Origin of the sequence: Streptomyces griseoflavus, assembly GCF_014649995.1 — a bacterium.
GTDB lineage: Bacteria > Actinomycetota > Actinomycetes > Streptomycetales > Streptomycetaceae > Streptomyces > Streptomyces griseoflavus.
The window spans coordinates 343,209-363,503 of record NZ_BMUC01000005.1; the positions used below are offsets into that span (position 1 = coordinate 343,209).

At 74.7% G+C, this 20,295-nt stretch carries 16 protein-coding genes; 2 read left to right on the top strand and 14 right to left on the bottom strand.

The genetic code is table 11. The features are described 5' to 3' along the window. Positions 1-125 precede the first annotated feature (125 nt). Positions 126-2,438, bottom strand: a complete 2,313-nt coding sequence (locus tag IE172_RS14305; RefSeq protein WP_190097585.1) for an ABC transporter permease — start codon at positions 2,436-2,438, stop codon at positions 126-128. Continuing rightward, on the bottom strand, positions 2,435-3,142 hold the full coding sequence (locus IE172_RS14310) for an ABC transporter ATP-binding protein (RefSeq protein ID WP_190097586.1): 708 nt from the start codon (positions 3,140-3,142) through the stop codon (positions 2,435-2,437). Before IE172_RS14310 ends, IE172_RS14305 begins: the two co-directional genes overlap by 4 nt. Before the next feature lie 140 nt (positions 3,143-3,282). Here IE172_RS14310 and IE172_RS14315 point away from each other — a divergent pair, with 140 nt between their 5' ends. Together IE172_RS14315 and IE172_RS14320 are read left to right on the top strand one after the other, a co-directional pair. Continuing rightward, positions 3,283-4,158 (top strand): sensor histidine kinase, encoded by an 876-nt coding sequence (locus tag IE172_RS14315; protein WP_229886041.1) that lies wholly within the window; start codon positions 3,283-3,285, stop codon positions 4,156-4,158. Further along, positions 4,155-4,826, top strand: a complete 672-nt coding sequence (locus tag IE172_RS14320) for a response regulator (RefSeq protein ID WP_190097588.1) — start codon at positions 4,155-4,157, stop codon at positions 4,824-4,826. The genes IE172_RS14315 and IE172_RS14320 overlap by 4 nt, the downstream gene beginning before the upstream one ends. Positions 4,827-4,875: 49 nt before the next feature. On the opposite strand, the gene IE172_RS14325 is transcribed toward IE172_RS14320, so the two are convergent. The 12 genes from IE172_RS14325 to IE172_RS14380 form a co-directional block, all read right to left on the bottom strand. Beyond that, positions 4,876-5,484: a dihydrofolate reductase family protein gene (locus IE172_RS14325; RefSeq protein ID WP_190097589.1), complete on the bottom strand. Its 609-nt coding sequence runs from the start codon at positions 5,482-5,484 to the stop codon at positions 4,876-4,878. Between the two features lie 116 nt (positions 5,485-5,600). After that, positions 5,601-6,473 carry an alpha/beta hydrolase family protein gene (locus tag IE172_RS14330; protein ID WP_190097590.1) on the bottom strand — a complete coding sequence of 291 codons (873 nt, stop codon included), beginning with the start codon at positions 6,471-6,473 and terminating at the stop codon, positions 5,601-5,603. Then, positions 6,470-7,432, bottom strand: coding sequence for a VlmB-like protein (locus IE172_RS14335; protein ID WP_190097591.1), 963 nt, complete (start codon positions 7,430-7,432; stop codon positions 6,470-6,472). Before IE172_RS14335 ends, IE172_RS14330 begins: the two co-directional genes overlap by 4 nt. A 60-nt stretch (positions 7,433-7,492) precedes the next feature. Beyond that, the gene (locus IE172_RS14340) at positions 7,493-8,494 is read right to left on the bottom strand and encodes a DUF2156 domain-containing protein (RefSeq protein WP_190097592.1); all 1,002 of its coding nucleotides are present in this window, start codon (positions 8,492-8,494) and stop codon (positions 7,493-7,495) included. Continuing rightward, on the bottom strand, positions 8,491-8,949 hold the full coding sequence (locus tag IE172_RS14345; protein WP_190097593.1) for a hypothetical protein: 459 nt from the start codon (positions 8,947-8,949) through the stop codon (positions 8,491-8,493). The genes IE172_RS14340 and IE172_RS14345 overlap by 4 nt, the downstream gene beginning before the upstream one ends. Continuing rightward, positions 8,949-9,422, bottom strand: a complete 474-nt coding sequence (locus IE172_RS14350; protein WP_190097594.1) for a type II toxin-antitoxin system RatA family toxin — start codon at positions 9,420-9,422, stop codon at positions 8,949-8,951. The genes IE172_RS14345 and IE172_RS14350 overlap by 1 nt, the downstream gene beginning before the upstream one ends. A gap of 1 nt (position 9,423) precedes the next feature. Continuing rightward, the gene (locus IE172_RS14355) at positions 9,424-10,740 is read right to left on the bottom strand and encodes an aspartate aminotransferase family protein (RefSeq protein WP_190097595.1); all 1,317 of its coding nucleotides are present in this window, start codon (positions 10,738-10,740) and stop codon (positions 9,424-9,426) included. A 5-nt stretch (positions 10,741-10,745) separates the two neighbouring features. Continuing rightward, the gene (locus tag IE172_RS14360; protein WP_190097596.1) at positions 10,746-11,882 is read right to left on the bottom strand and encodes an acyl-CoA dehydrogenase family protein; all 1,137 of its coding nucleotides are present in this window, start codon (positions 11,880-11,882) and stop codon (positions 10,746-10,748) included. Next, positions 11,882-13,534 carry an aldehyde dehydrogenase family protein gene (locus tag IE172_RS14365; protein WP_306432789.1) on the bottom strand — a complete coding sequence of 551 codons (1,653 nt, stop codon included), beginning with the start codon at positions 13,532-13,534 and terminating at the stop codon, positions 11,882-11,884. Before IE172_RS14365 ends, IE172_RS14360 begins: the two co-directional genes overlap by 1 nt. Then, a complete protein-coding gene (locus IE172_RS14370) occupies positions 13,531-16,341 on the bottom strand; it encodes a beta-ketoacyl synthase N-terminal-like domain-containing protein (RefSeq protein ID WP_190097597.1) in 2,811 nt (936 codons plus the stop codon). Before IE172_RS14370 ends, IE172_RS14365 begins: the two co-directional genes overlap by 4 nt. Continuing rightward, on the bottom strand, positions 16,338-19,475 hold the full coding sequence (locus IE172_RS14375; protein WP_190097598.1) for a non-ribosomal peptide synthetase: 3,138 nt from the start codon (positions 19,473-19,475) through the stop codon (positions 16,338-16,340). Before IE172_RS14375 ends, IE172_RS14370 begins: the two co-directional genes overlap by 4 nt. Before the next feature lie 29 nt (positions 19,476-19,504). After that, positions 19,505-20,287, bottom strand: coding sequence for an SDR family NAD(P)-dependent oxidoreductase (locus tag IE172_RS14380; protein WP_190097599.1), 783 nt, complete (start codon positions 20,285-20,287; stop codon positions 19,505-19,507). Between the last annotated feature and the right edge of the window lie 8 nt (positions 20,288-20,295).

Here is a 20,295-nt window from a genome sequence, read left to right on the forward strand (position 1 = left end):
GCGCGGCCCCGGACGCCACCGACCGGACATCCGTCCCGCGGGGCGGACCCCACTCCCCGAGACCGGAACCGTCCCGAACCACCCCACCGTCCACACCCGCCCCCGCCCCCGAGAGGGCCGGCGCCTCACTCGCTGCGCAGCACCTGCGCGGTCGTCAGCCGCGCCGCACGGCGTGCCGGGACGAGGGCGCCCAGGACGGCGATGGCCAGGCCGGCCAGAGCCACGCCGGCCAGGGCCGGCGCCCGCCAGACGTCCATCATGGACGGGGGGAGCGTGATGTCCACGGCGTCGGCCATCCGGGGCACGACCCAGTGGTGGCCCGCCATCCCCAAGGGCACACCGGCCACCGAGCCGGCCGCGCCGAGCACCGCCATCGAGGTCACCGTCATGGCCGTCACCTGCCGTGGCGTCATGCCGATGGACTTGAGCACTCCCAGGTCACGACGGCGGTCATGGGTGTTGAGGACGGCCGTGTTGAAGACGCCGAGCGCGGCGACCACGGCGAGCATGAGGGTGAGCACCGAGGCGGAGCCGACGATGGTCCGTGTGACATTGTTCGGGCCGACCGGCACCGGATCGACACCCGGGTCCGCGGCCCGGGCGGCACGCGCGTACGCCGCCGGGTCCGCGCCGTCACCGAGCTTCACGTGGTAGGCGATCGGCTCCTCCCGCGGGGCGAACCGCGTCAGCGTCGCCCAGTCGGTGACGACCGTCTCGGCGTTGTTGTTCATGAGCGCGCCGACGACGGTGAACGCCTGCCGCCGGCCGTCCTTCTCCAGCCGGACGCGGTCACCGACCTTCATGTCGTGCCGGCTCAGGAAGGCCGACGTGGCCAGGACCTCACCGGTGCGGCCCGCCCAGCGGCCGTCGGTGAGGACGTCGCCCAGCCGGGGCCGGTCACCGCGGCGGCCCTCCAGCCACACCCGCTGGGCGGTGCCGGCGAGGCGCGCTTCGGCGTCCGCCCGTGCCGTGACCTCGCTCGCGCCGGGCAAGGAGCCGAGCAGGGCGTGGAGTGCGCGGTCGTCGTGGCGCGGGAGGATCTTCTTGCCGTCCTGGTACTTGGTCGCGTACACGGTGACGTCGTAGGCGTCCCGGCCCGCGTCGCCGAACCGGGTCATCGTGGTGGCCAGACCGGTCGCGAACGTCACGGTGGTCACGCCCAGGACCACGGCGGCCAGCGTGAGCGCGCTGCGGCCCGGCCGGGCGAACGGCAGCCCGACGCCCAGGCTCACCGAACGCGGCAACCGGGCGCCCGCCAGGCGTCGTTGCACGCCGAGCGCCCGCCCGGCGCGCGGAGCGCCGCCCGCGCTGATCGCGCGTGCCGCGGGGAGCCGGTGGGCGCGCAGTCCCGGAGCGAGCGCGGCCAGGACGCAGACGAGTGGCATGCCGAGCAGGGCGAGCGCGTTCACCCAGCCGGCGATGCCGACCTCGCCGTGGAAGACCCCCGACGCGGGGCCCATGAACACGGCGTCGAAGAACGGCCGCGCCACCACGTTGCCGAGTACGGTGCCCAGCGCGCAGCCGAGGAGCGAGGGGACGCCGGTCATCGTCAGGTAGACGCCGAGTACCTGCCCCGGTGTGAAGCCGAGGGACTTCAGGACGCCGATGTGCCGGAACCCCGAGATGACGGCGCCGCTGACCATGTTGGCGACGATGAGCACCGCCACCACGATGCCGAGGACGCCGAACGCCATCAGGTAGGGGGTGTACGCCCGTGCCGAACTGCCGATCTGGTCCTTGAGAGTGAGATACGACTGTGAACCGGTCAGGGCGTTCTCGGGCAACCGGTCGGTCACGGCCGCCAGCCCTTCCCGCAGCCGGTCGGCCGACGAGGCGTCCTCGAAACGGAGGAGCATCTGGGTGGCCGTCGGGCGCAGGGCCGTGACCTGGCCGGGGGCGACCCACGCGTTCGCCGTGCCGCTGAGGTCGAAGGCGAACCCGACGATGGTGAGGTCGGGCCCGGACCGGAGCCGGAGCCGCCTGCCCAGGTCGTCGGCGCTCCAGTCCGACTGCCGGTTGACGACGACCTCGCCCGGCCGGGTCGCCCAGCGCCCGGCCCAGAGGTCCACCCGCCCCACCGGACCGCCGGGACCGGGGCGGCCCACCACGGTGATCGTGGAACCCAGACCGTAGTCCGCGGATTCGGCCCGCAGTTCGGCCGTCGCCTGCCGGAACGGTCCGGCGGCGCTCTCGACGCCCGGCTGCCGGGCCGCCCGCGTCAGCTCGGCGTCCGAGACCGCGTCGGAGGCGAACGAGGCCACGACGTGCGGGCCGCGCTGCTCGGCGAAGGCCCTGTCGAACGGCGCGGAGGCCGCGTCGACCAGACCGAGCGCGATGACCACCGCCCCGGTGGACACCAGCGTGACCAGACCGATCACCAGGGTCTGCAACCTGCGTCGCCGCACGGCCGCGCGGGCCGCCCGCCAGACCGCCCTCATGCGGCCGGCTCCAGCCTGTGCTCGCCGGTCACCCGGCCGTCGGCCAGCAGCACGAGCCGGCTGGCACAGCGCCGGGCCAGGCGCTCGTCGTGCGTCACCAGGACCAGCGTCTGGCCGATCTGGTTGAGGTCGAGCAGCAGGTCCATCACCTGCTCGCCGGTACGGCTGTCCAGCGCGCCGGTCGGTTCGTCGGCCAGCAGCAGGGCGGGTCGGTTCATCAGCGCACGGGCCACCGCCACCCGCTGCCGCTCGCCGCCGCTGAGCACCGACGGGTAGGCGCGGGCGCGGTCGGCGATCTCGAGTTCGTCGAACAGCTCCAGCGCGCGGCGGCGGGCCTGCCCCGCGGGGGTGCCGGTCAGCTGGGCGGCCAGGGCGACGTTGTCGAGTGCCGACAGGTCGTCGATGAGGTTGAAGAACTGGAAGACCATCCCGATGTGCCGCCGCCGGTACAGGGCGAGCCCCTTCTCGCTGAGTTCCCCCACGTTCTCGCCGCGCACGACGACGCTGCCGGCCGTCGGACGGTCCAGACCGGCGATCATGTTGAGCAGGGTGGACTTGCCGCACCCCGAGGGCCCCATCACCGCCACGGCCTCGCCGGCCCGGATCTCCAGCGACACACCGTCCAGCGCGGTCGTCCCGCCGTACTCCTTGCGCACGCCGTCGAGTCGCACGACGGCCTCTCCCCTGATGTCCTCGGTGACCATGCCGAGGACGCTAGGCCAGGCGCCGAGCGGCGGCATCCCTCCCCGGACGGCACTTCGGCGTCCCTGTCATCCCGGGGATGCAGGAGCCTGCACCCGTGGACGGATGCGTCCCCGTCCGGCGGTCTGCGAGAGTGAACTCCGTGTGGGACGGGGAGCCCGACGGGCTGAAGGTGGCGCTGGGAGCGGCGTGTGCGGCCGTCGTGTGGCTGGCCGTGGCGCTGGTGAGGACGCGACGCCGGTGGCGGGCGGCCGTGGGGGAGCGCGGCTGGCTGCTGGAGCGGGAGCGGGAGAGCGCCGCCCGGGCGGCCGTCGTCGCGGAACGCGACCGTATCGCCCGCGAGTTGCACGACATCGTCAGTCACAACGTCAGCCTCATGGTGGTGCAGGCATCGGCCGCCAGGGAGGTGCTGGGCACGATGCCGGACGAGGCCGCGAGTGCCCTGCGCGCGGTGGAGGACGCGGGCCGGGGTGCCATGACCGACCTCCGGCACCTGCTGGGCGTGCTGGCGCCGTCGCCGGACGGCGAGGACACCGGTCCGGAGCCGCACGGCAACGGCAACGGCGACGCGGCCGAGCTGGCGCCCCAGCCCGGTCTGGACCGGCTGGGCCCCCTGGTGGACCGGATATCGTTCGCCGGACTGCCCGTCGAGGTGCGGATCTCCGGAGAACCGCGACCGCTGCCACGGGGCGTCGACGTGACCGCCTACCGCATCGTCCAGGAGGCCCTGACCAATGCGCTCCGGCACAGTGACGGCGCGAGGGCCGAGGTGACGGTGCGCTACGCCGACCACGCCCTGCGCGTGGAGGTGCTGAACACCGGCCCCAGCGTGCTGACCGGCACCCCGCCCGCACCGTCCGTACCGGTCCGCACCGCCGCCCTGCGGCGGCAGGGCGCCGGCCGCGGGCTGCTGGGCCTGCGCGAACGGGTCGCGGTGTACGGAGGGGACCTGGACGCCCGGCGCCGCCTCGGCGGCGGCTACCGCGTCCGGGCCCGCATCCCCCTGGACCGCCCGTGACACCGGACGCGGACGGGCCCCGCGTACTCGTCGCCGACGACCAGACACTGATCAGGACCGGCTTCCGGCTGATCCTCACCGCCCGCGGGATCGAGGTGGTGGGCGAGGCGGCGGACGGGGCGGAAGCCGTCGAGGCGGCACGCCGGCTCCGGCCGGACGTCGTGCTGATGGACATCCGCATGCCGAACATGGACGGTCTCGAGGCCACCCGCCGCATCCTGGAGCACGCTCCCGGGTGCAGGGTGATTATGCTGACCACCTTCGACCTGGACCGTTATGTGTACGGCGCGCTGTCGCTCGGGGCCAGCGGCTTCCTGCTCAAGGACGTCACCCCGGAGCACCTGGCGGCGGCCGTACGGCTGGTCGGCACCGGTGACGCCCTGCTCGCCCCGTCGATCACCCGCCGCCTGGTGGAGCGGTACGCCGCGCAGGCCGACCGCACACCCGCCGTGCCCGCCGGCCTCTCGGCCCTGACTCCCCGCGAGACCGAGGTCCTGTCCCTGCTGGGCCGCGGCCTGTCCAATACCGAACTCGCCGCCCAACTGACCCTGAGCGAAGCCACGGTGAAGTCCCACGTGGCGCGGATCTTCGCCAAGCTGTCGCTCAGGGACCGGGCCCAGGCCGTCGTACTCGCCTACGAGACGGGGCTGGTCAGGCCCGGCGGGTGAAGCGGAACGGGCGGGCCCGGCCGGGCCCTTCGTCCCTCCGGGGTGATCCTCACTCCCCGAGCTGGGTGACGGCCTCCTCGTAACCGCCCGTCGGCGGCGCGGTGTCGGGCCCGTACACGAGGTTCAGCACGCCCGTCGTGAACGTCCGCGAGGACAGCAGCTTCAGCGGGATCGACGGCTCGCCCTCGTCGAACAGCCGCATGCCCTTGCGCACGGCGACGGGGTGGACGAGGAGGTGCAGTTCGTCGAGGAGGCCCGCGGCCAGCAGCTGCCGGACGACGGAGACCGAGCCGCTCAGCGAGATGTCACCGCCCGGCTCGCTCTTCAGCGCGGCGGCGACCTCGGCGACGTCGCCCCGCGCCTGCTCGGAGTTCCGCCACGACAGGTCGGGCCGCCCGCGGGAGAACACGATCTTCCGCATGTCGCCGAGCTGCTTGGCGAACCCCGCGTCCTCGCCGCCGGCCGCCTCCCGCCCGGGCCAGGCGCCCGCGAAGCTCTCGTAGGTCCTGCGGCCGAACAGCAGCACCTCCGTGCCGCTCATGCTCGCGCCGACGGCGGCCCCCATCTCGTCGTTGAAGTACGGGAAGTGCCACTGATCGGGCGCCTCGACGACGCCGTCGAGCGAGATGAACAGGCTGGCGGTGATCTTCCGCGACATGGTGTCCTCCGGATCCTGGTACGTGTACCGGATACGACCGTGCCGCCCACCGGAAGTCATCGGTGGGCGGCACACCGGCCGTCCGGAGATCCGCCCGGACCCGAGCCGCGACGGCGTCAGCCGGCCGCGGAGCCGTGCCGGGCGGCCGCCCAGTCCCGGATCTCCTGCGCGATCTCCGCGCCGGAGCGGGCCCACCGCGTGTGCCCCGGCGCCCGCTGCCCGGCGGGCGCGTGATGCCGGCGTTCGATCCCGGCCGCCGGCAGCTTGGCGCACAACCGGTCCACCGCCGTGGGCGGAGCCAGGTCGTCGCCCGCCACCGAGACCGCCAGCACCGGCAGCCGGACCTCCGGCAGCAGCGCCTCGTAGTCGACGTCGGCGCCCGAGGGACGCAGCAGCCCGGTGCGGCACATCCGGGCCCAGTCACGCATCCGGCGGGCGGGCTGGCGGCCGCCGAAACCCAGCCGGTGCCCCGGGAAGTAGCCCCACACCGTGCCGATCAGCGCGACGAGCTGGGTGCTGAGCAGGATCCGCAGCCCCCGCAGACCGGGGAAGCCCCGGTGGTCCACCGCGCCCGCCGCCACGAACACCAGCCCGTCCACGCCCTTGGGCTCGCGCGCCGCGTACAGCACGGACGCCTGCCCGCCGATGCTGTGCCCCAGCAGGTACAGCGGCAGGCCGGGGAAGCGGGCGCGGACGGCGGCCACCATCGCCGGCCAGTCCACCGCGGCCAGGTCCTGGTAGCCGTCCCGGGACGCCCGGCCCGCCCGCGGCAGGCTCGCGCCCTGGCCGCGCAGGTCCGCGGCGACGACGGCGACGCCCCGCCCGGCCAGCTCGGCGCAGAACGGGTCGTAGTACGAGGCCGTGACGCCCAGCGCGGGCCACAGCAGGACCACCGCCAGCGGCGCGTCGCCCGCCGGTTCGCTCACGCGCCCCACCAGCCGCACCCCGCCGGGCACCGGCACCTCGAGCAGGCCGGGCTGCGCCGTCACCGCCCCGCCTCGCCCAGGTGCATGTACGCCAGACGCGCGTCCTGGGTCTCCTGCGACCATCGCTGTGCCGCTTCCATGCGCTCCTCGATCCCCGTGTCGATCAGTCGCCGGCCGGGCCAGATCTCGTAGTCGCCGACCAGCCGACCGTACTCGGCGAGGCCCTCCTGGAACAGGGACTCCCGGCGGAACAGCACCTCCGCCATGGGCAGCCCTTCCCACAGCCGGCGCCCCTCCCGCATGATCTCCAGCAGCCGGCCGCGCTCTCGCGGGCGGTCCGTCAGGTACTGCCGCACGATCGAGCTGCCGACCGCCAGATGCCGGATCTCGTCCATGTTGGCGCCGCGTTCGACGAGCGCCGCGGCCGGGTCCAGCGGCCGCCACTTGCGCTCGCTGAGTTCCGCGGCGGGCGCGAGGACGCCCTCCACCAGGACCGTCAGCACCAGCACACCGCCGTAGAAGTCACCGCTGTCGCGCAGCACCCGCAGCCCGAACTCCTCCAGCGGCTCCAGCACGGCGGCCGACGACGCCCCGGCCGTTTTCTCCACCGTGGCGGCGAGGTCCCGCCCGGCGACGCCCACGCGCAGCAGATGGTCACGGAACGCGCGGGCGTGCCGCGCCTCGTCGAGGAGCTGGGTGGAGAAGAACTCCAGGCAGTCCCCGTCGGGGGCGTGGAACACCAGGAACGACAGGGCGCGGGTGGCCTTCTCCTCCGCCAGGTGCCGGAAGCAGAACTCGTCGAGCAGCGCGTCCCGCAGCGGTCCCGGGGTGGTGACCGCCTCCGTCGGGTCCGGGTCGGGCACGGTGCCGTCGGAGAGCCGGCGCAGCATGCCGCCGGCCACGTGCTCCAGCCAGTACGGCAGATTGCACCGGCCGGGCGTCAGCTCCAGCGTGCGGGCCCCCTCCAGGACGCTCGGGGCGCTGTCCCAGTCGGCTTCCGCGGGGATCGGGTTCACGGTCATGGTCGTCTCCGTTCGTGAGGTGCGTACGAGGGCCCGCGGAGGGCCGCGGCGGCCCGGCGGTCAGAGCGCGCCCGTGGTGCGCAGCAGGTGCCACACGGCCGGCAGCCGCACCCCGCCCTGGAAGGCGGCGTACTCCGGCTCCACCGTGTGCGGCGCCCACTTGCGCTTGAAGGCTTCCTGGCTGCGGGCCGGGTACACGAGGCGGCCGTGCTCGCCGAGCAGGGCGACGATCCGGGTCAGCGTCGGGGAGGAGCAGGCCGGTTCGTGCGCCGGGTCCAGGCCGGCGAACGGGGTCAGCCCCAGGTGCAGCCAGCCCGCGCCCTCCTCCTGGAAGCGTTGCAGCGCGGTCAGGTTGATCAGCTCGATGGTGCCGACGGGGGCCGTGCGCGACCTGCGGGTCAGGTCGTACAGCAGCCCCGGCCGGCTGCCCCAGACGGGCGAGTAGGTGATGTACGCGACCGTACGGCCGCCGTGCCGGGCGAGGAAGGTGCGCCGCAGCCCGGCACCGGGCCCGCCGCGCTCGCCCACCAGGAACGTCAGCTCCTTGACGTGCCGGCCCTTGGCCCGCAGCCACTCGGCGTCGATGGCGTCCAGTTCGGCACCGCCGTCCAGGTCGCCGGGGAGCACCTCGGTGACCTCCACGCCCTCCCGCCGTGCCCGGGAGACGTTCTGCCGGACCTTGGCGAGGGCCTTGCCCGCGAGCCGGAACCGGCTCAGGTCGATGCCGTAGGAGCTGCCGATCTGGTTGACGGCGAAGCCGCGGGCGGCGTACAGCGCGATGTCCTCGCGGCGCAGCTGGACGGCGGTCAGCCGGGGCCGGCGCGGCCGGTCCGCCAGCGCGGCGAGGAACTCGTCGAGCAGGGCGGCCCGGTCGGGTGCGGCGGCGAACGGCCCGGCGAACTGCACAACCTGCCGGCGGCCCGTCCGGTGGGCGATCAGTCCGGGCACCGCACGCCCTTGGTGGTGGGCGGTGCCGGAGTTGACCGCCAGGAAGGCGCTGGGGTGGTCCGCGTAGGCGCGCAGCAGCCCCGCTACGGTGCCGGCCGGCGGCGGGGCGCTCAACGGCTGCTCCCGGTGCCGGAGGCGACCTCGGCCGCGAAGGCGGTGAACGCCGGGTGCGGCGCCGGTTCGAAGGGCACGGAGAACGGCTTGAGGAAGTTGCCCAGCAGTCCCCGGTCGCCGCACAGGTGGAGGGGCACCGCGAGCAGCGCCCACTCGGGCCGCACCAGCCACGCCCACAGCGCCACCACGGCGCCCGCGGTCAGCCAGCTGTGCATCGTGTTGTACAGCACGTAGTACACCCGGGGCACCGGCCCGCCGCGCGCCCGGCGGTGGGCGATCGCCCCCGGCAGGTAGCCGATCAGGTCGATGTACGCGAACATCGCCAGCGCCACCGGCCAGCGCACCTCGTCGAGGTGGGTGAGGAACAGCACGGCGGCGACGGCCAGTCCGGCACAGTACTCGGCGCGCAGCAGCCGGTAGGTGACCGGCGACTCGAAACGGTTGGCGGCGTCCATCAGGCGGCCCGGCCCACCCGGCCGCCGGCCGCCTCGCCGGGGGCGGGCCCCAGCAGAGCGTCCAGGATCAGCCGGATGTTCTCGCACAGCACGCGTTCGGCGACCGGGTCGATGATCCCGGCCAGGCTCGGCAGCCCGAAGTCGAACTCGGCCGTGAAACGGACCAGGCAGCCCGTGCCGTGCGCGCGGACCTCCCAGCGGCCGTGGAACTCCTCGAAGTCCCCGTCCGTCTGGGTGAAGGCGATCGTCAGCCGCCCGTCGTCGAAGACGTCCTCCTCGGACCAGGCGAGGACCCCGTTGCGGAAGTCCACCTCCCAGTCGCTCTCCACCGGGCCGCCGGGCGGGCCGGGCCGCACGGTCACCTCGCGGACGGCGTCCACGAGTTCCGGATAGCGGGCGAAGTCCCGGATCCGGTCGTACGCCTCGCCCGGGCCGGCCGTCCCCGACCGGTACTCCACTTCCACCGACCGCATGTCAGTCGCTCCTTGTCGGGCTCGTACCGTCCTGTGGTCCGAAGCGCTCACCGAGCGCGCGGGCCGCCGCCTCGACGGCCGCCGCCAGCTCCCCGGTCTCCTCGTCGCTCAGGACGGCGGGCGGGGTGAGGCGCACGACGGCGTGGGCGTTCAGCGAATGGTTCGCGATGACTCCGAGGTCCAGCAGCTCCAGCAGGAACTCGCCCGCCAGACCGCCGTCCCGGAACTCCACCCCCAGCAGCAGGCCCATCCCGCGGACCTCCCTGACCAGGTGCGGGCAGTGTGCGAGCAGGGAGCCGCGCAGCAGCGGCAGGAGCGTGTCGCCCAGGGCCCGGCTGCGCTCCACCAGGCCCTCCTCGTCGATCACCGCGACCGCCGCCCGCGCGGCGGCCATCGCCACCGGGGCCGCCGAGAAGGTGGAGGTGTGCAGGAAGGGGTCCCGGTCGAAGGCACGGAACGCCCGGGGGGTGGCGATCGCGGCGGCCACCGGGACCACACCGCCGCTCAGGCTCTTGCCCGCGAGCAGGACGTCCGGGACGACGCCCTCGCGGTCGGCGCCCCACCAGTGGCCGAGCCGGCCCAGTCCGGTCATCACCTCGTCCAGCACGAGGAACGCCCCCGTGCGCCGGCACACCTCCGCCACCCGGCGCAGGTAGCCGTCCGGCGGGATGATCACCCCGGCCTCGCCCTGGACGGGCTCGACCAGGACCACCGCGTCGGAGCCGTCCTCGCCGAGCGCTCCGGCCAGCGCCGCCGCGTCCCCGTACGGGACGTGGACCGTGTCCGGCAGCAGCGGGCGGAACGGGTCCTGGTAGAGCGCCCTGCCGGTCGCGGAGAGCGCGCCGAGGGTCTTGCCGTGGTAGCCGCCCTCGGTCGCGACGATCCGCCGGTGCCCCTGGCTCCGGGCCAGCTTCAGCGCGGTCTCCACGGCCTCGGCGCCGGAGCCGGTGAAGTGCACCCGCTCCAGGCCCGGCGGGGCGACCCGGGCCAGCGCGGTGGCCGCGTCGGCCGCCCGGGGCTCCAGCAGCAGCCGCGTCGACAGGGGCAGGGTGCGGATCTGCCGCTCCACGGCGGCCACCACCCGCGGATGGCAGGCCCCGGTCAGGAAGACGCCGTAGCCGCCGCAGTTGAGGTAGTCGCGGCCCCGCGCGGTGCGCACCCGGCAGCCCGCGGACGAGACCTCGACGTCGCCGCCGAACAGCTCGCCCAGCTTGGCCCGGCCGCGGCTCAGGTGGGCACGGTAGCGGGCCGGGACGTCACCGTGGTCGCCGGCCGGGCCGGCCCCGCCCGGACCGGCCGTGGTGGTGGCGGTGGTCATCGCCGTCACCGGACCAGCAGCGGTGCGCCGTCGTGATGGTCCAGCAGCGCCTGCGCGACACCCAGCCGGGACGGCGGGTGGAAGGCCAGCGCCCGGCTGACCGCCAGCAGCTGCCCCACCTCGGGCGAGGTGACGAACGCCAGCCCGCCGAGCAGTTCGGCGGCCCGGTCGGCCAGGTCGACGAGCAGGTCCTGGACGGCGTAGCGGGCGGTCAGCGCGGCCCCCAGCTCGTCGTTGCCGACCGTGCCGGTGTCGACCGTGCGTGCCACGTTCTCGGTGAGCGCGGCGGCGGCCTCCGCCTTGACGACCAGCGCGGCCCGGTCCCCGGCGCTCCCGCGGCCGGCCCGGACGGCACTCTGCGCGAGCCGGGCCACGGCGCCGGTGTACGCGGCGGTCACCAGCAGCTCGAACCAGACGAAGCCCACCGTCTGCAGGGTGTCCAGGCCGGCGCCCAGCTCGACCTGCGGACGCAGCATCAGCTCGTCGGCCACGTGCACGTTCTCCAGCACCAGCTCGTCGCTCTCGGCCCCCGCGAGGACGGGCGTGCCCCAGAAGGGCCGGCGGCTGATACCGGCGGACTTGGCCGGGATCAGGGCGACGCCCAGCCGGGTACCGCCGTCCTCCTCGGTGAGCGCGACGCTCGCGGTGAGCAGGTCCATCGACCGGGACAGGCTGCACGGCTTCTTGCTGCCGTCGATCACATAGCCGCCCTCGGCCGGCCGGGCGGTCACCGCGGACTCCAGGATGCCGGCGCCGGCCCGCCCCTCGGCGAAGCCCGAGGCCACCAGGAGCCGGTCCCGGGCGATGCCCTCGATCAGCATCCACTCCAGACCCGAGGCGTCGGCCGAGCCGACGAGCGCGACCAGGCCCGCCACCGAGAAGTTGTGCATGGCCGAGGCCACCCCGAGCGAGGGGGACAGCGCCCCGAGGGCGCGGGTGATCCGCACCGCCTCCACGGCGCTCACCCCGGCCCCGCCGTAGGCGGCGGGGATGAGCAGTCCGGGCCCCCCGGCCCGCCGGAAGGCGTCAAGACCGGGCCCGCCGGGCGCCTCCAGGACGGCGTGCGGGACGTCCGCCAGTTCCTCGGCCAGCCCGGGCAGACGCGCCTCGCATGCCTCGCGGGCGTGGTCCATGCAACGCATCAGTGGTTCCTCTCGTTCTCGTCGCCGGTCCGTGCCGGCCCGGTCCGTTCCTCGCCGAACACCGCCTCCCGGGGCCGGACGCCGTGCCCGACGCTCACGCCCTGGAGGTGGGTGGTGCGCAGTGCGGGGAAGTTGGCCTCGCCGCCCGGGCCGCCGGTCAGGCCGGTGCCGCCGTGCGTCGGCAGCAGCGGCAGGAAGCCGATGTGGGAGTCGTTCACCTTCACCAGCCCGCCGCCGCGCACCCCGGCGAGGTAGGCGTCGATCACCGCCGGGTCGTCCGCCCACAGCGAGTGGCGCAGGCCGTACTCGTTGGCGTCGACGAACGCCGTGACGGCGGGCAGCAGTTCGGCGTCGGGCAGGTTCTCCGGGACCACCACCGGCAGCAGCGGGAAGAACGTCTCGTGCCGTACGACGTCCAGGTCACGGGCGCCCTTGAGGCCGTCCACCCGGACCACCGTGGGCTCCACGAACACCCCGGCCACCTCGTCGGGCCGGCCGTGCACGTCCAGCCGTCCGCCGCCGCACACCAGCCGCGCCCCGGCCGCCGTGGCCTGGCCCAGCACCTCGGAGAAACGGTCGGTGCGCAGCACGGGGGAGAGCAGCGCCCCGGCCTCCTCGGGGAAGCCGGGCCGGATCGCCCTCGCCCGCCGCTCCAGCCGCTCCAGGAGCGCGTCGGCCACCGCGGGGTGCACCACCGCGCAGTTGGGGACCATGCAGATCTGCCCGGAGCCGTAGAAGGCCTCCGCCAGCGCGTCCGCGGCCCGGTCCAGGTCGGCGTCGCGCCACACCACGACGGTGTCGTTGCCGGCGAGTTCCAGGATCGGCTTCTTGCCCCGGGCCACGCACGCGGCCCCGAAGGCGATGCCCTGCTCGCTGCCGCCGAAGTACATGATGTCGTCGACCAGCGGGCTGTCCAGCCACTGTTGCAGGGCGGGAGCGGCCGGCACGCACAGCGCGGCGAGCAGGCCCGCCGGCGCCCCGGCCCGCTCCAGCGCGGGCACCACCAGTTCGTGCAGGGCGTGCAGCACGCCGAGCGGGGCGCTGCGCGGGGCCCGCACGACCAGCGCGTTGCCGCCCGCGAGGACCCAGACGCCGAGGAGGGCGTTGGCGACCGTGGCGTTCTGCGGCGGGTTGAGGCACACCACCCCGTCGGGCACCCGGCGCAGCCGCAGCTCCCGGTCGCCCAGGGTCTGCCGGTGCTCCAGCTGGCCGGCGATCCAGTTCCGCGTGAGGGGGCCGGTGTTGGCGAGCATGCCGGCCACCTCCCAGCGGGCCAGCAGCCGCGGATGCCCCTCGGCGACCATCGTCTCGATGATGTCGTCGGCCTTCTCGCGCACCAGGTCGTGGAACTCCGCCACCACCCGCATCCGCCGCTCCGCCGGGATCGCCGCCCACCGGGCCGCCGCCTCGGCGGCGCCGTGCAGCGCCTCCTCCATGTCCTGGGCGTCGGCGACCGCGACCCGTCCGACCACGTCCGCGGTGGCGGCCTCCAGCGGCAGCCGGCCGCGCTCCAGCCCGCGTTTGAGCCGGACCGAGCCCATGGTGTCCCGCAGCATCGCCGAGGCGCGCACCGTGTAGACCCACGTGTCGCCGTGCCGTTCCCGGCCGCCGGCGTACGTGCCGTAGGAGTGTCCCGTGAATCCCCGTGTCACTGTCCGCTCCCGCCGCCGAGCCGTTCGAGTGCCTGGTCGAAGGTGGCGGCGAGGGCCTTCAGCCGGGCCCCCTCCTCGAACATGGTGAAGTGGTCGCCGGGCGTCTTGAGGACCTCGACCGGCCCGTCGGCGTGCTCCGCCCACGAGGACGCCTTGTCCAGGCGCCGGATGCGCATGGTGTCCAGCAGGGAACCGTCCTCGTCCTCCTCGGCCGCCACCAGCACGATGCCGCCGTCGAACCGCCGGTCCGGGTAGTAGCCCTTGAGCAGGTCGTGGTTGTGCCGCCAGGCGGCGACGAAGCCCTCGCGGCGCAGCAGTTCCGCCTGCTCCTCGTCGGCCGCGGCGGAGCCCAGCAGCAGCGGCACGGCCCGCTCGAACTCGTCGTCGCCGATGTGCCCGCCGACGTACGCCTCCGGCGGGTGCGTGTCCAGCATCAGCAGCGTCTCCACGTCCTCGCCCGCCGCCCGCAGTTGCAGCGCCATCTCGAACAGGACGTTGCCGCCGAAGGAGTAACCGCCCAGCATGTACGGGCCGTGCGGCTGCTCGCGCCGGATCTGGCGCACGTAGAGCGCCGCCAGCTCGCGCAGCGTGGCCGGGCGTTCCTCCTCCCGCGTGGGGTGGGCGACCGCGGCGAGCGGCACCGTCGAGCGGGAGTGGACGGCCAGGCGGAAGTAGACGAAGTTGGTCCCGCCGGCCGGGTGGACGAGGAACAGGGTGCGGCCCTCGCCCGGCCGGACCGTCACCACCCGCCCGGTGTCCGTCCCCGTGCCGCCGGAGCCGGTGAGGGAGACCACGTGGTCGGCGAGCTCGCCGACGGTGCGCAGCCGGCCGAAGACGTCCAGGTCGACGGCGATGCCGAAGTCGTCACGCAGGGCCGTGGCGACCTCGACGGCGAGCATCGAGTCCCCGCCGAGGTCGAGGTAGTCGTCCTCGGGGGCGATGCCGGTGACACCGAGGTGCTTCTCCAGCAGGGCGGTGAACCGCTCGCGGGTCACGCCCTCGGTGACCGGTCCGTCCGCGGCCGGGGCGGCCGTGGGCGCGGGCGCGGCGTCCGCGTCGATCCAGTGCCGGTTGCGGCGGAAGGGATAGGAGGGCAGCGCCACCTTGCGCGCCGCGTCGAACCCCCAGTCCCGGTCCCACTCGTCGGGCGGCAGGTCGCGGCCGGAGAGCCAGGCCCGCACGGCCGCGCCGGCGGTGCCGGCACCGGCGGCCGGTCCGTCGGCCCGCCCGTCCAGGAACGCCTCCAGTCCGGCGAGCACGTCGTCGGTGCCGGCGGCGGTGAAGGCGTGCCGCACGGGCATCGGCTGCCGCCCGGCGAGCAGCGTGTACGCCAGGTCCCGCGGCGCCGGGCGGGGCGCGGCGCCCGCGAGGTGGTCCCGCAGCCGCCGGGCGACCTCCCGCAGCCCGTGGTCGTCCTTGGCGGACAGCACCATCGGGTGGCGTGTCCCCGGGGCGGCGGGCCGGTCGTGCCCGGCCGGCGGGGCGGCCTCCAGCACGCAGTGCGCGTTGGTGCCGCCCAGCCCGAAGGAGCTGACCGCCGCGGCGCGCAGGGCCGTGCGGCGCGGCCCGTCGGCGACCGTGGGCACCGTGTAGGGCAGGGTGTCCAGGCCGATGTGCGGGTTGGGCGCGGTGTAGTTGATCTGCGGGGGGACGGTCTGGTGGTGCAGCACCAGCGCCGCCTTGATCAGTCCGGCGACGCCCGCGGCGGCGTCCAGGTGGCCCACGTTGGCCTTCAGGCTCCCGACCGCGCAGTCCGGTGCGGGACCGCCCGCGGCCCGGTGCGCCGCGGCCAGCGCCCGCAGTTCGAGCGGGTCGCCGAGCGCGGTGCCGGTGCCGTGCGCCTCGACGTAGCCGACGTCCGACGCGGGCACACCCGACACCCTCAGGGCGGCCTCGATCACGGCCTGCTGGCCGGCCGGGCCCGGGGCGGTGAAGCCGATCTTGTCGGAGCCGTCGTTGTTGACGGCGGTGCCGCGGACGACCGCGTAGATCCGGTCGCCGTCGGCCAGGGCCCGGTTCAGCGGCTTGAGGACGACCATGCCCACGCCGTTGCCCTTGACGGTCCCGTCGGACGCGGCGTCGAAGACCCGGCAGTGGCCGTCCCGCGAGAGGATGCCGCCCTCCTGGTACGGGTAGCCCGTGGTCTGCGGGACGGTGACGCTGACGCCTCCGACGAGGGCGGCGTCGCAGTCGCCGCGCTGCAGCGCCGCGCAGGCCAGGTGAACGGCCGTCAGCGAGCTGGAGCAGGCGGTCGCCACGCCGAGGGCCGGCCCGGTCAGGCCCAGCCGGTAGGCGACGCGGGTGGCGAGGAAGTCCTTGTCGTTGCCGAGCAGCACCGGGTAGCTCAGCGCCTGGTCGGCGTGGTCCGCGGAGCGGAGCACCTGGGCGAGCAGGTAGGTGCTCAGACTGGTCCCGGCGAACACCCCGATGCGGCCCCCGCTCCAGTCCGGGCGGGTGCCGGCGTCCTCCAGCGCCTCCCAGGCGCAGGTCAGCAGCAGCCGGTGCTGGGGGTCCATCAGGGCCGCCTCGCGCGGGCTGATCCCGAAGAACCGCTCGTCGAAGACGTCGGCGTCGGCGAGGTCGGCCCCGGCCGGCACGTGGCCGGCGTCGGCGGCGACCTCCTCCGGCACCCCGGCGGCGCGCAGTTCGTCCGGGGAGAACCGCCGTACGGACTCCCGGCCGGCCAGCAGGTTCTCCCAGAACCGCGGAACCGACTCGGCGCCGGGGAACCGGCCGGCCATGCCGACGACGGCGACCGGCAGGGCCCGGCCGTCCTCGCCCGGGCGCCCCGTCGCGGGCGCGGTCACCGGGCCGCTCCCGTCGGGCCGGTCCCGGCGTGCAGGCTGTCGATGTGCGCGGCCAGTCTGCGCACCGTGGTGTGGGTGAACAGGGCGATCATGTCGAGGGACACTCCCGGGAGTCGTTCCTGGAGCCTCGCGTGCACGTCCGCGACGTGCATCGAGGAGCCTCCGATGTCGAAGAAGTTGTCGTCCTCGCCGACCGTCCGCCCCGGCAGCACCTCGCGCCACACGGCGAGCACCAGGGAGGCGGTGGTGGCGCCGGGCCCGGGGCGCTCGACGGGGGCGGGCGGCTCGGCCGCGGGGGAGGGCCAGGGCAGGGCGGCGTCGTCCACCTTGCCGTTGACGGTCAGCGGCAGCGCGGCCAGGCGCACCAGCCGGGCCGGCACCATGTAGGCGGGCAGCCGCTCGCGCAGCCGGCGCAGCAGGTCCCGGTCGTCGGGCGCCGCCGGGCCGCCGGCCACGAAGGCGACGAGTTCCGGACGTTCGGCGTCGCGTGTGTCGAGCCGTACCGCGCACTCCGTCGTACCGGGGAGGGCCAGCACGGCGGACTCCACCTCGCCGAGTTCGATGCGGAAGCCGCGCAGCTGGACCTGGTCGTCGATGCGGCCGAGGTGGACCAGCGTCCCGTCCGGCCGGGCCGTCCCGAGGTCGCCGCTGCGGTACTCGGTGACACCGTCGCGCACCGTGAAGCGCTCGGCGGTCAGGTCGGGGCGGTTGAGGTAGCCGAGGGTCACGCCGGGGCCGGCGACGACCAGTTCGCCGGGGACACCGGGCGGGCAGTGGTGGCCGTCCTCGTCGACGACCGAGACCGTCAGGTCGGCCAGCGGGCGGCCGATCACCGACTCCTTCTCCAGCAGGGTGTCGGCCGGGGTGATCGCGTGGTGGGTGACGTGCACGGTGGTCTCGGTGATGCCGTACATGTTCACCAGCCGGGCGCGTTCGCCCATCAGCTCGTACCAGGGCCGCAGCGCCGCGTAGCGCAGCGCCTCGCCGCCGAACACGACGTACCGCACGTCGAGTCCCGCGCGGTCCGCGGGCCGCAGCACCTTCAGCAACTGCCCGAACGCGGACGGGGTCTGGTTGAGCACGGTCACGCCGTACTCGGCGAGGAAGTCGCGGAACTGCTGCGGGGAGCGGGCGGTGTCCGCGGGGACGACGGCGACCTGCCCGCCGTACAGCAGGGCGCCGAAGATCTCCCAGACGGAGAAGTCGAAGGCGTAGGAGTGGAAGAGGCTCCAGACGTCGTCGGGGCCGAAGTCGAAGTGCCGTTCGGCGGCGCGGAACAGCCGCAGCACGTTGCGGTGGGTGACCCGCACGCCCTTGGGCCTGCCGGTCGAGCCGGAGGTGAAGATGGTGTACGCGCAGGTGTCCGGGTCCTTCACCGGCTCGGGGCCGGGCACCGGATCACCCGGAGCGAGCAGGGCCGCGGCGTCCAGGTGCCGTATGCCGTCCTGGGCCCCGGGCTCCGCGTCGGCCACCACGGGCAGGCGGCCGGGGAAGCTCTCCAGGATGCGGCCGACGCGGCTCGCGGGCGCGGCCGGGTCGATCGGCACGTACGCCTTGCCCGCCTTCAGCACGCCCAGGATCACGGCGATCAGGTCGGCGCCGCGCCGCATGCGGACGCCGACGTGGTCGCCGGGGACCTCCCGTCCGAGCGCGTGGGCGACCCGGTCGGACCGCAGGTCCAGCTCGGCGTAGGACAGGGAGGTCCGCCCGTCCCGTACGGCGATCCGCCCGGCGTGCCGGTGCGCGACGTCGGCGAACCAGGTCGTCAGGGAGGGGTGCGGTCCGTCGTCCACCGGGTCCGCCAGGGCGTTGATCCGCCGCGACAGTTCCGCCTCCGCCTCGGGCGGCATCGCCGGGATGTCGCGCAGCGGCACGTCGGCGTCGCCGCGGGACACCGTGTCGAGGACCTGGCGCATGCAGGCGAGCGGGTCGGTGTCCCACTGCTCCTCGGAGCACTCGACGTTGACGTTGAACCTGCCGCCGAAGTCCTCGACGTTCATCACCAGCGGGTACTTGGCGTAGCGGCGCGGCAGTTCGATCGACTCGACGGTGCAGCCGGGGATGCGGATCTGCAGGGGCTGCTTGTAGAAGGTGAAGGCGCTGCTGAACGCCAGCGAGCCGGGGTCGGCGTCCGGGCAGACCTCGGGCAGGTGGGCGGCCACGTCGAAGCTCTGGTAGCGCAGCATGCCGAGGGTGGCCTCCTGCATGTCACGGCACAGCTCGCCGAAGGTCTCGTAGCGGGAGAGGTCGACGGCCAGGGGGAGGGTGTTGACGAAGTACCCCGACGCACGGCGCTGCCGGATGCCCCGGCGGTTGGCCAGCGGCAGCCCGGTGACGACGCGGCGGCGCCCGGTGACCCGGGCGTGGGTGACGAGGTAGGCGCCGAGGAAGAAGGCGAACGGGCTGGCGCCCACCGCCTGCGCCGCGGCACCGATCCGGGCGCTCTCCTCGTCGGTGAGGACCAGGTGGCGCTGGTGGCCGCGGAGCGCGCCGCCCGCCGGGCGGCTGCCCAGCAGCCGGTCGTCGGAGAAGGAGGTGACGCCGGCGAGCCGTGCGCGGAAGAAGTCCAGGGCGGCGGACGAGGCGGGGGCGGCACCGGTGACGAGGGCACCCGGCTCGTCCAGCGCGGCGGGGGTGAGCTCGGAGCCGGGCTCGGTGTACAGGCGCTCCAGCTCGCCGACGAACATGTAGAACGTGTAGGCGTCGCAGACCAGGTGGGAGAACAGCAGCGTGACGAACACCCCGTCCGTCGCGCGGAATATCTCGAAGTCGTACTGGCGGGGCGCCTGCGGCGGGATGGGCCGGTCGGCCTTGGCCGCGAGGCGCCGCGGCGCCTCGCGCATCCCCTCGCCGGGCAGGTCGGTGACGGTCACCAGGTCCGCCGGGTCCGTCACGTCCGGGGGGCGGTGGACGGCGAGGACGGTTCCGTCGCGCTCCTCGAAGGAGGTGTTGAACGCGCGGATGCCCGCTCCCAGCCGTCCGACGACCGACCGCAGCCGGGGCAGGTCGACCTCGCCGGTGATGTGGAAGGTGCCGCCGAGGTTGAACGACGGGTCCTTCGGGAACACCCGTGCGTGGGTGTAGAGCTTGAGCTGTGCCGGGGTCGCCGGCACGGCGTTCTCCTCGCTTCCCATGCTTCCCCCTAACGTTGCGTGGTGTGCGCTCATCGGTGCTGGTGGGCGCTGATGTCCCAGGCGCCCTGACGGGTCAGCGGCCGCGGCAGGTGCCGCAGGGCCCAGGTGGCGGCCTTGTAGCGGAGGCTGGGAACGCTGACGACCTTGCCCCTGCGCAGGTCGCGCAGCGCGGTGCGCACCACCTGGTCGGCGTCCAGCCACAGCCACGGCGGCGGGAACGTGGTCGGGATGCCGGCGCGCCGGTGGAACTCGGTGCGGGTGTAGCCGGGCAGCAGCGCGGTCATCCGGATCCCGGCGTCGCGCACCTGCCGCGACCAGGCCAGCGACTCGGTGAACGAGATGACCCAGGCCTTGCTCGCCGGGTAGGTGGAGCTCAGCCAGGACGGGCCGATCCCGGCGACGCTGGCCACGTTGAGCACCTGGCCGCGGCGGCGGGCCGTCATCGCGGTCAGTGCCGCCTCGGTCAGGCGCAGCACCGCCCGGACGTTGAGGTCGAGGAGCCGCTCCTCCGCCCGGGGGCCGTTGTTCAGGAAGGGCCGTTCATAACCGATGCCGGCGTTGTTGACGAGCAGGTCGACGGCCGGATCGGCGCCGAGCCGGGAACAGACCGCGGCGCAGCCCTCGTCGGTGGCCAGGTCGGCGGCGAGCACCTCGCTCTCCGTGCCGTAGGACGCGCGCAGTTCGTCCGCCGTCTCCTTCAGCGCGGTCTCGGAGCGGGCGACCAGGACCAGCCGGTGGCCCTCACGGGCGAGGGCCTCGGCGAAGGACCGGCCGAGTCCGGCGGTGGCTCCGGTGATGAGTGCGGTGGGCATGGTCTCCT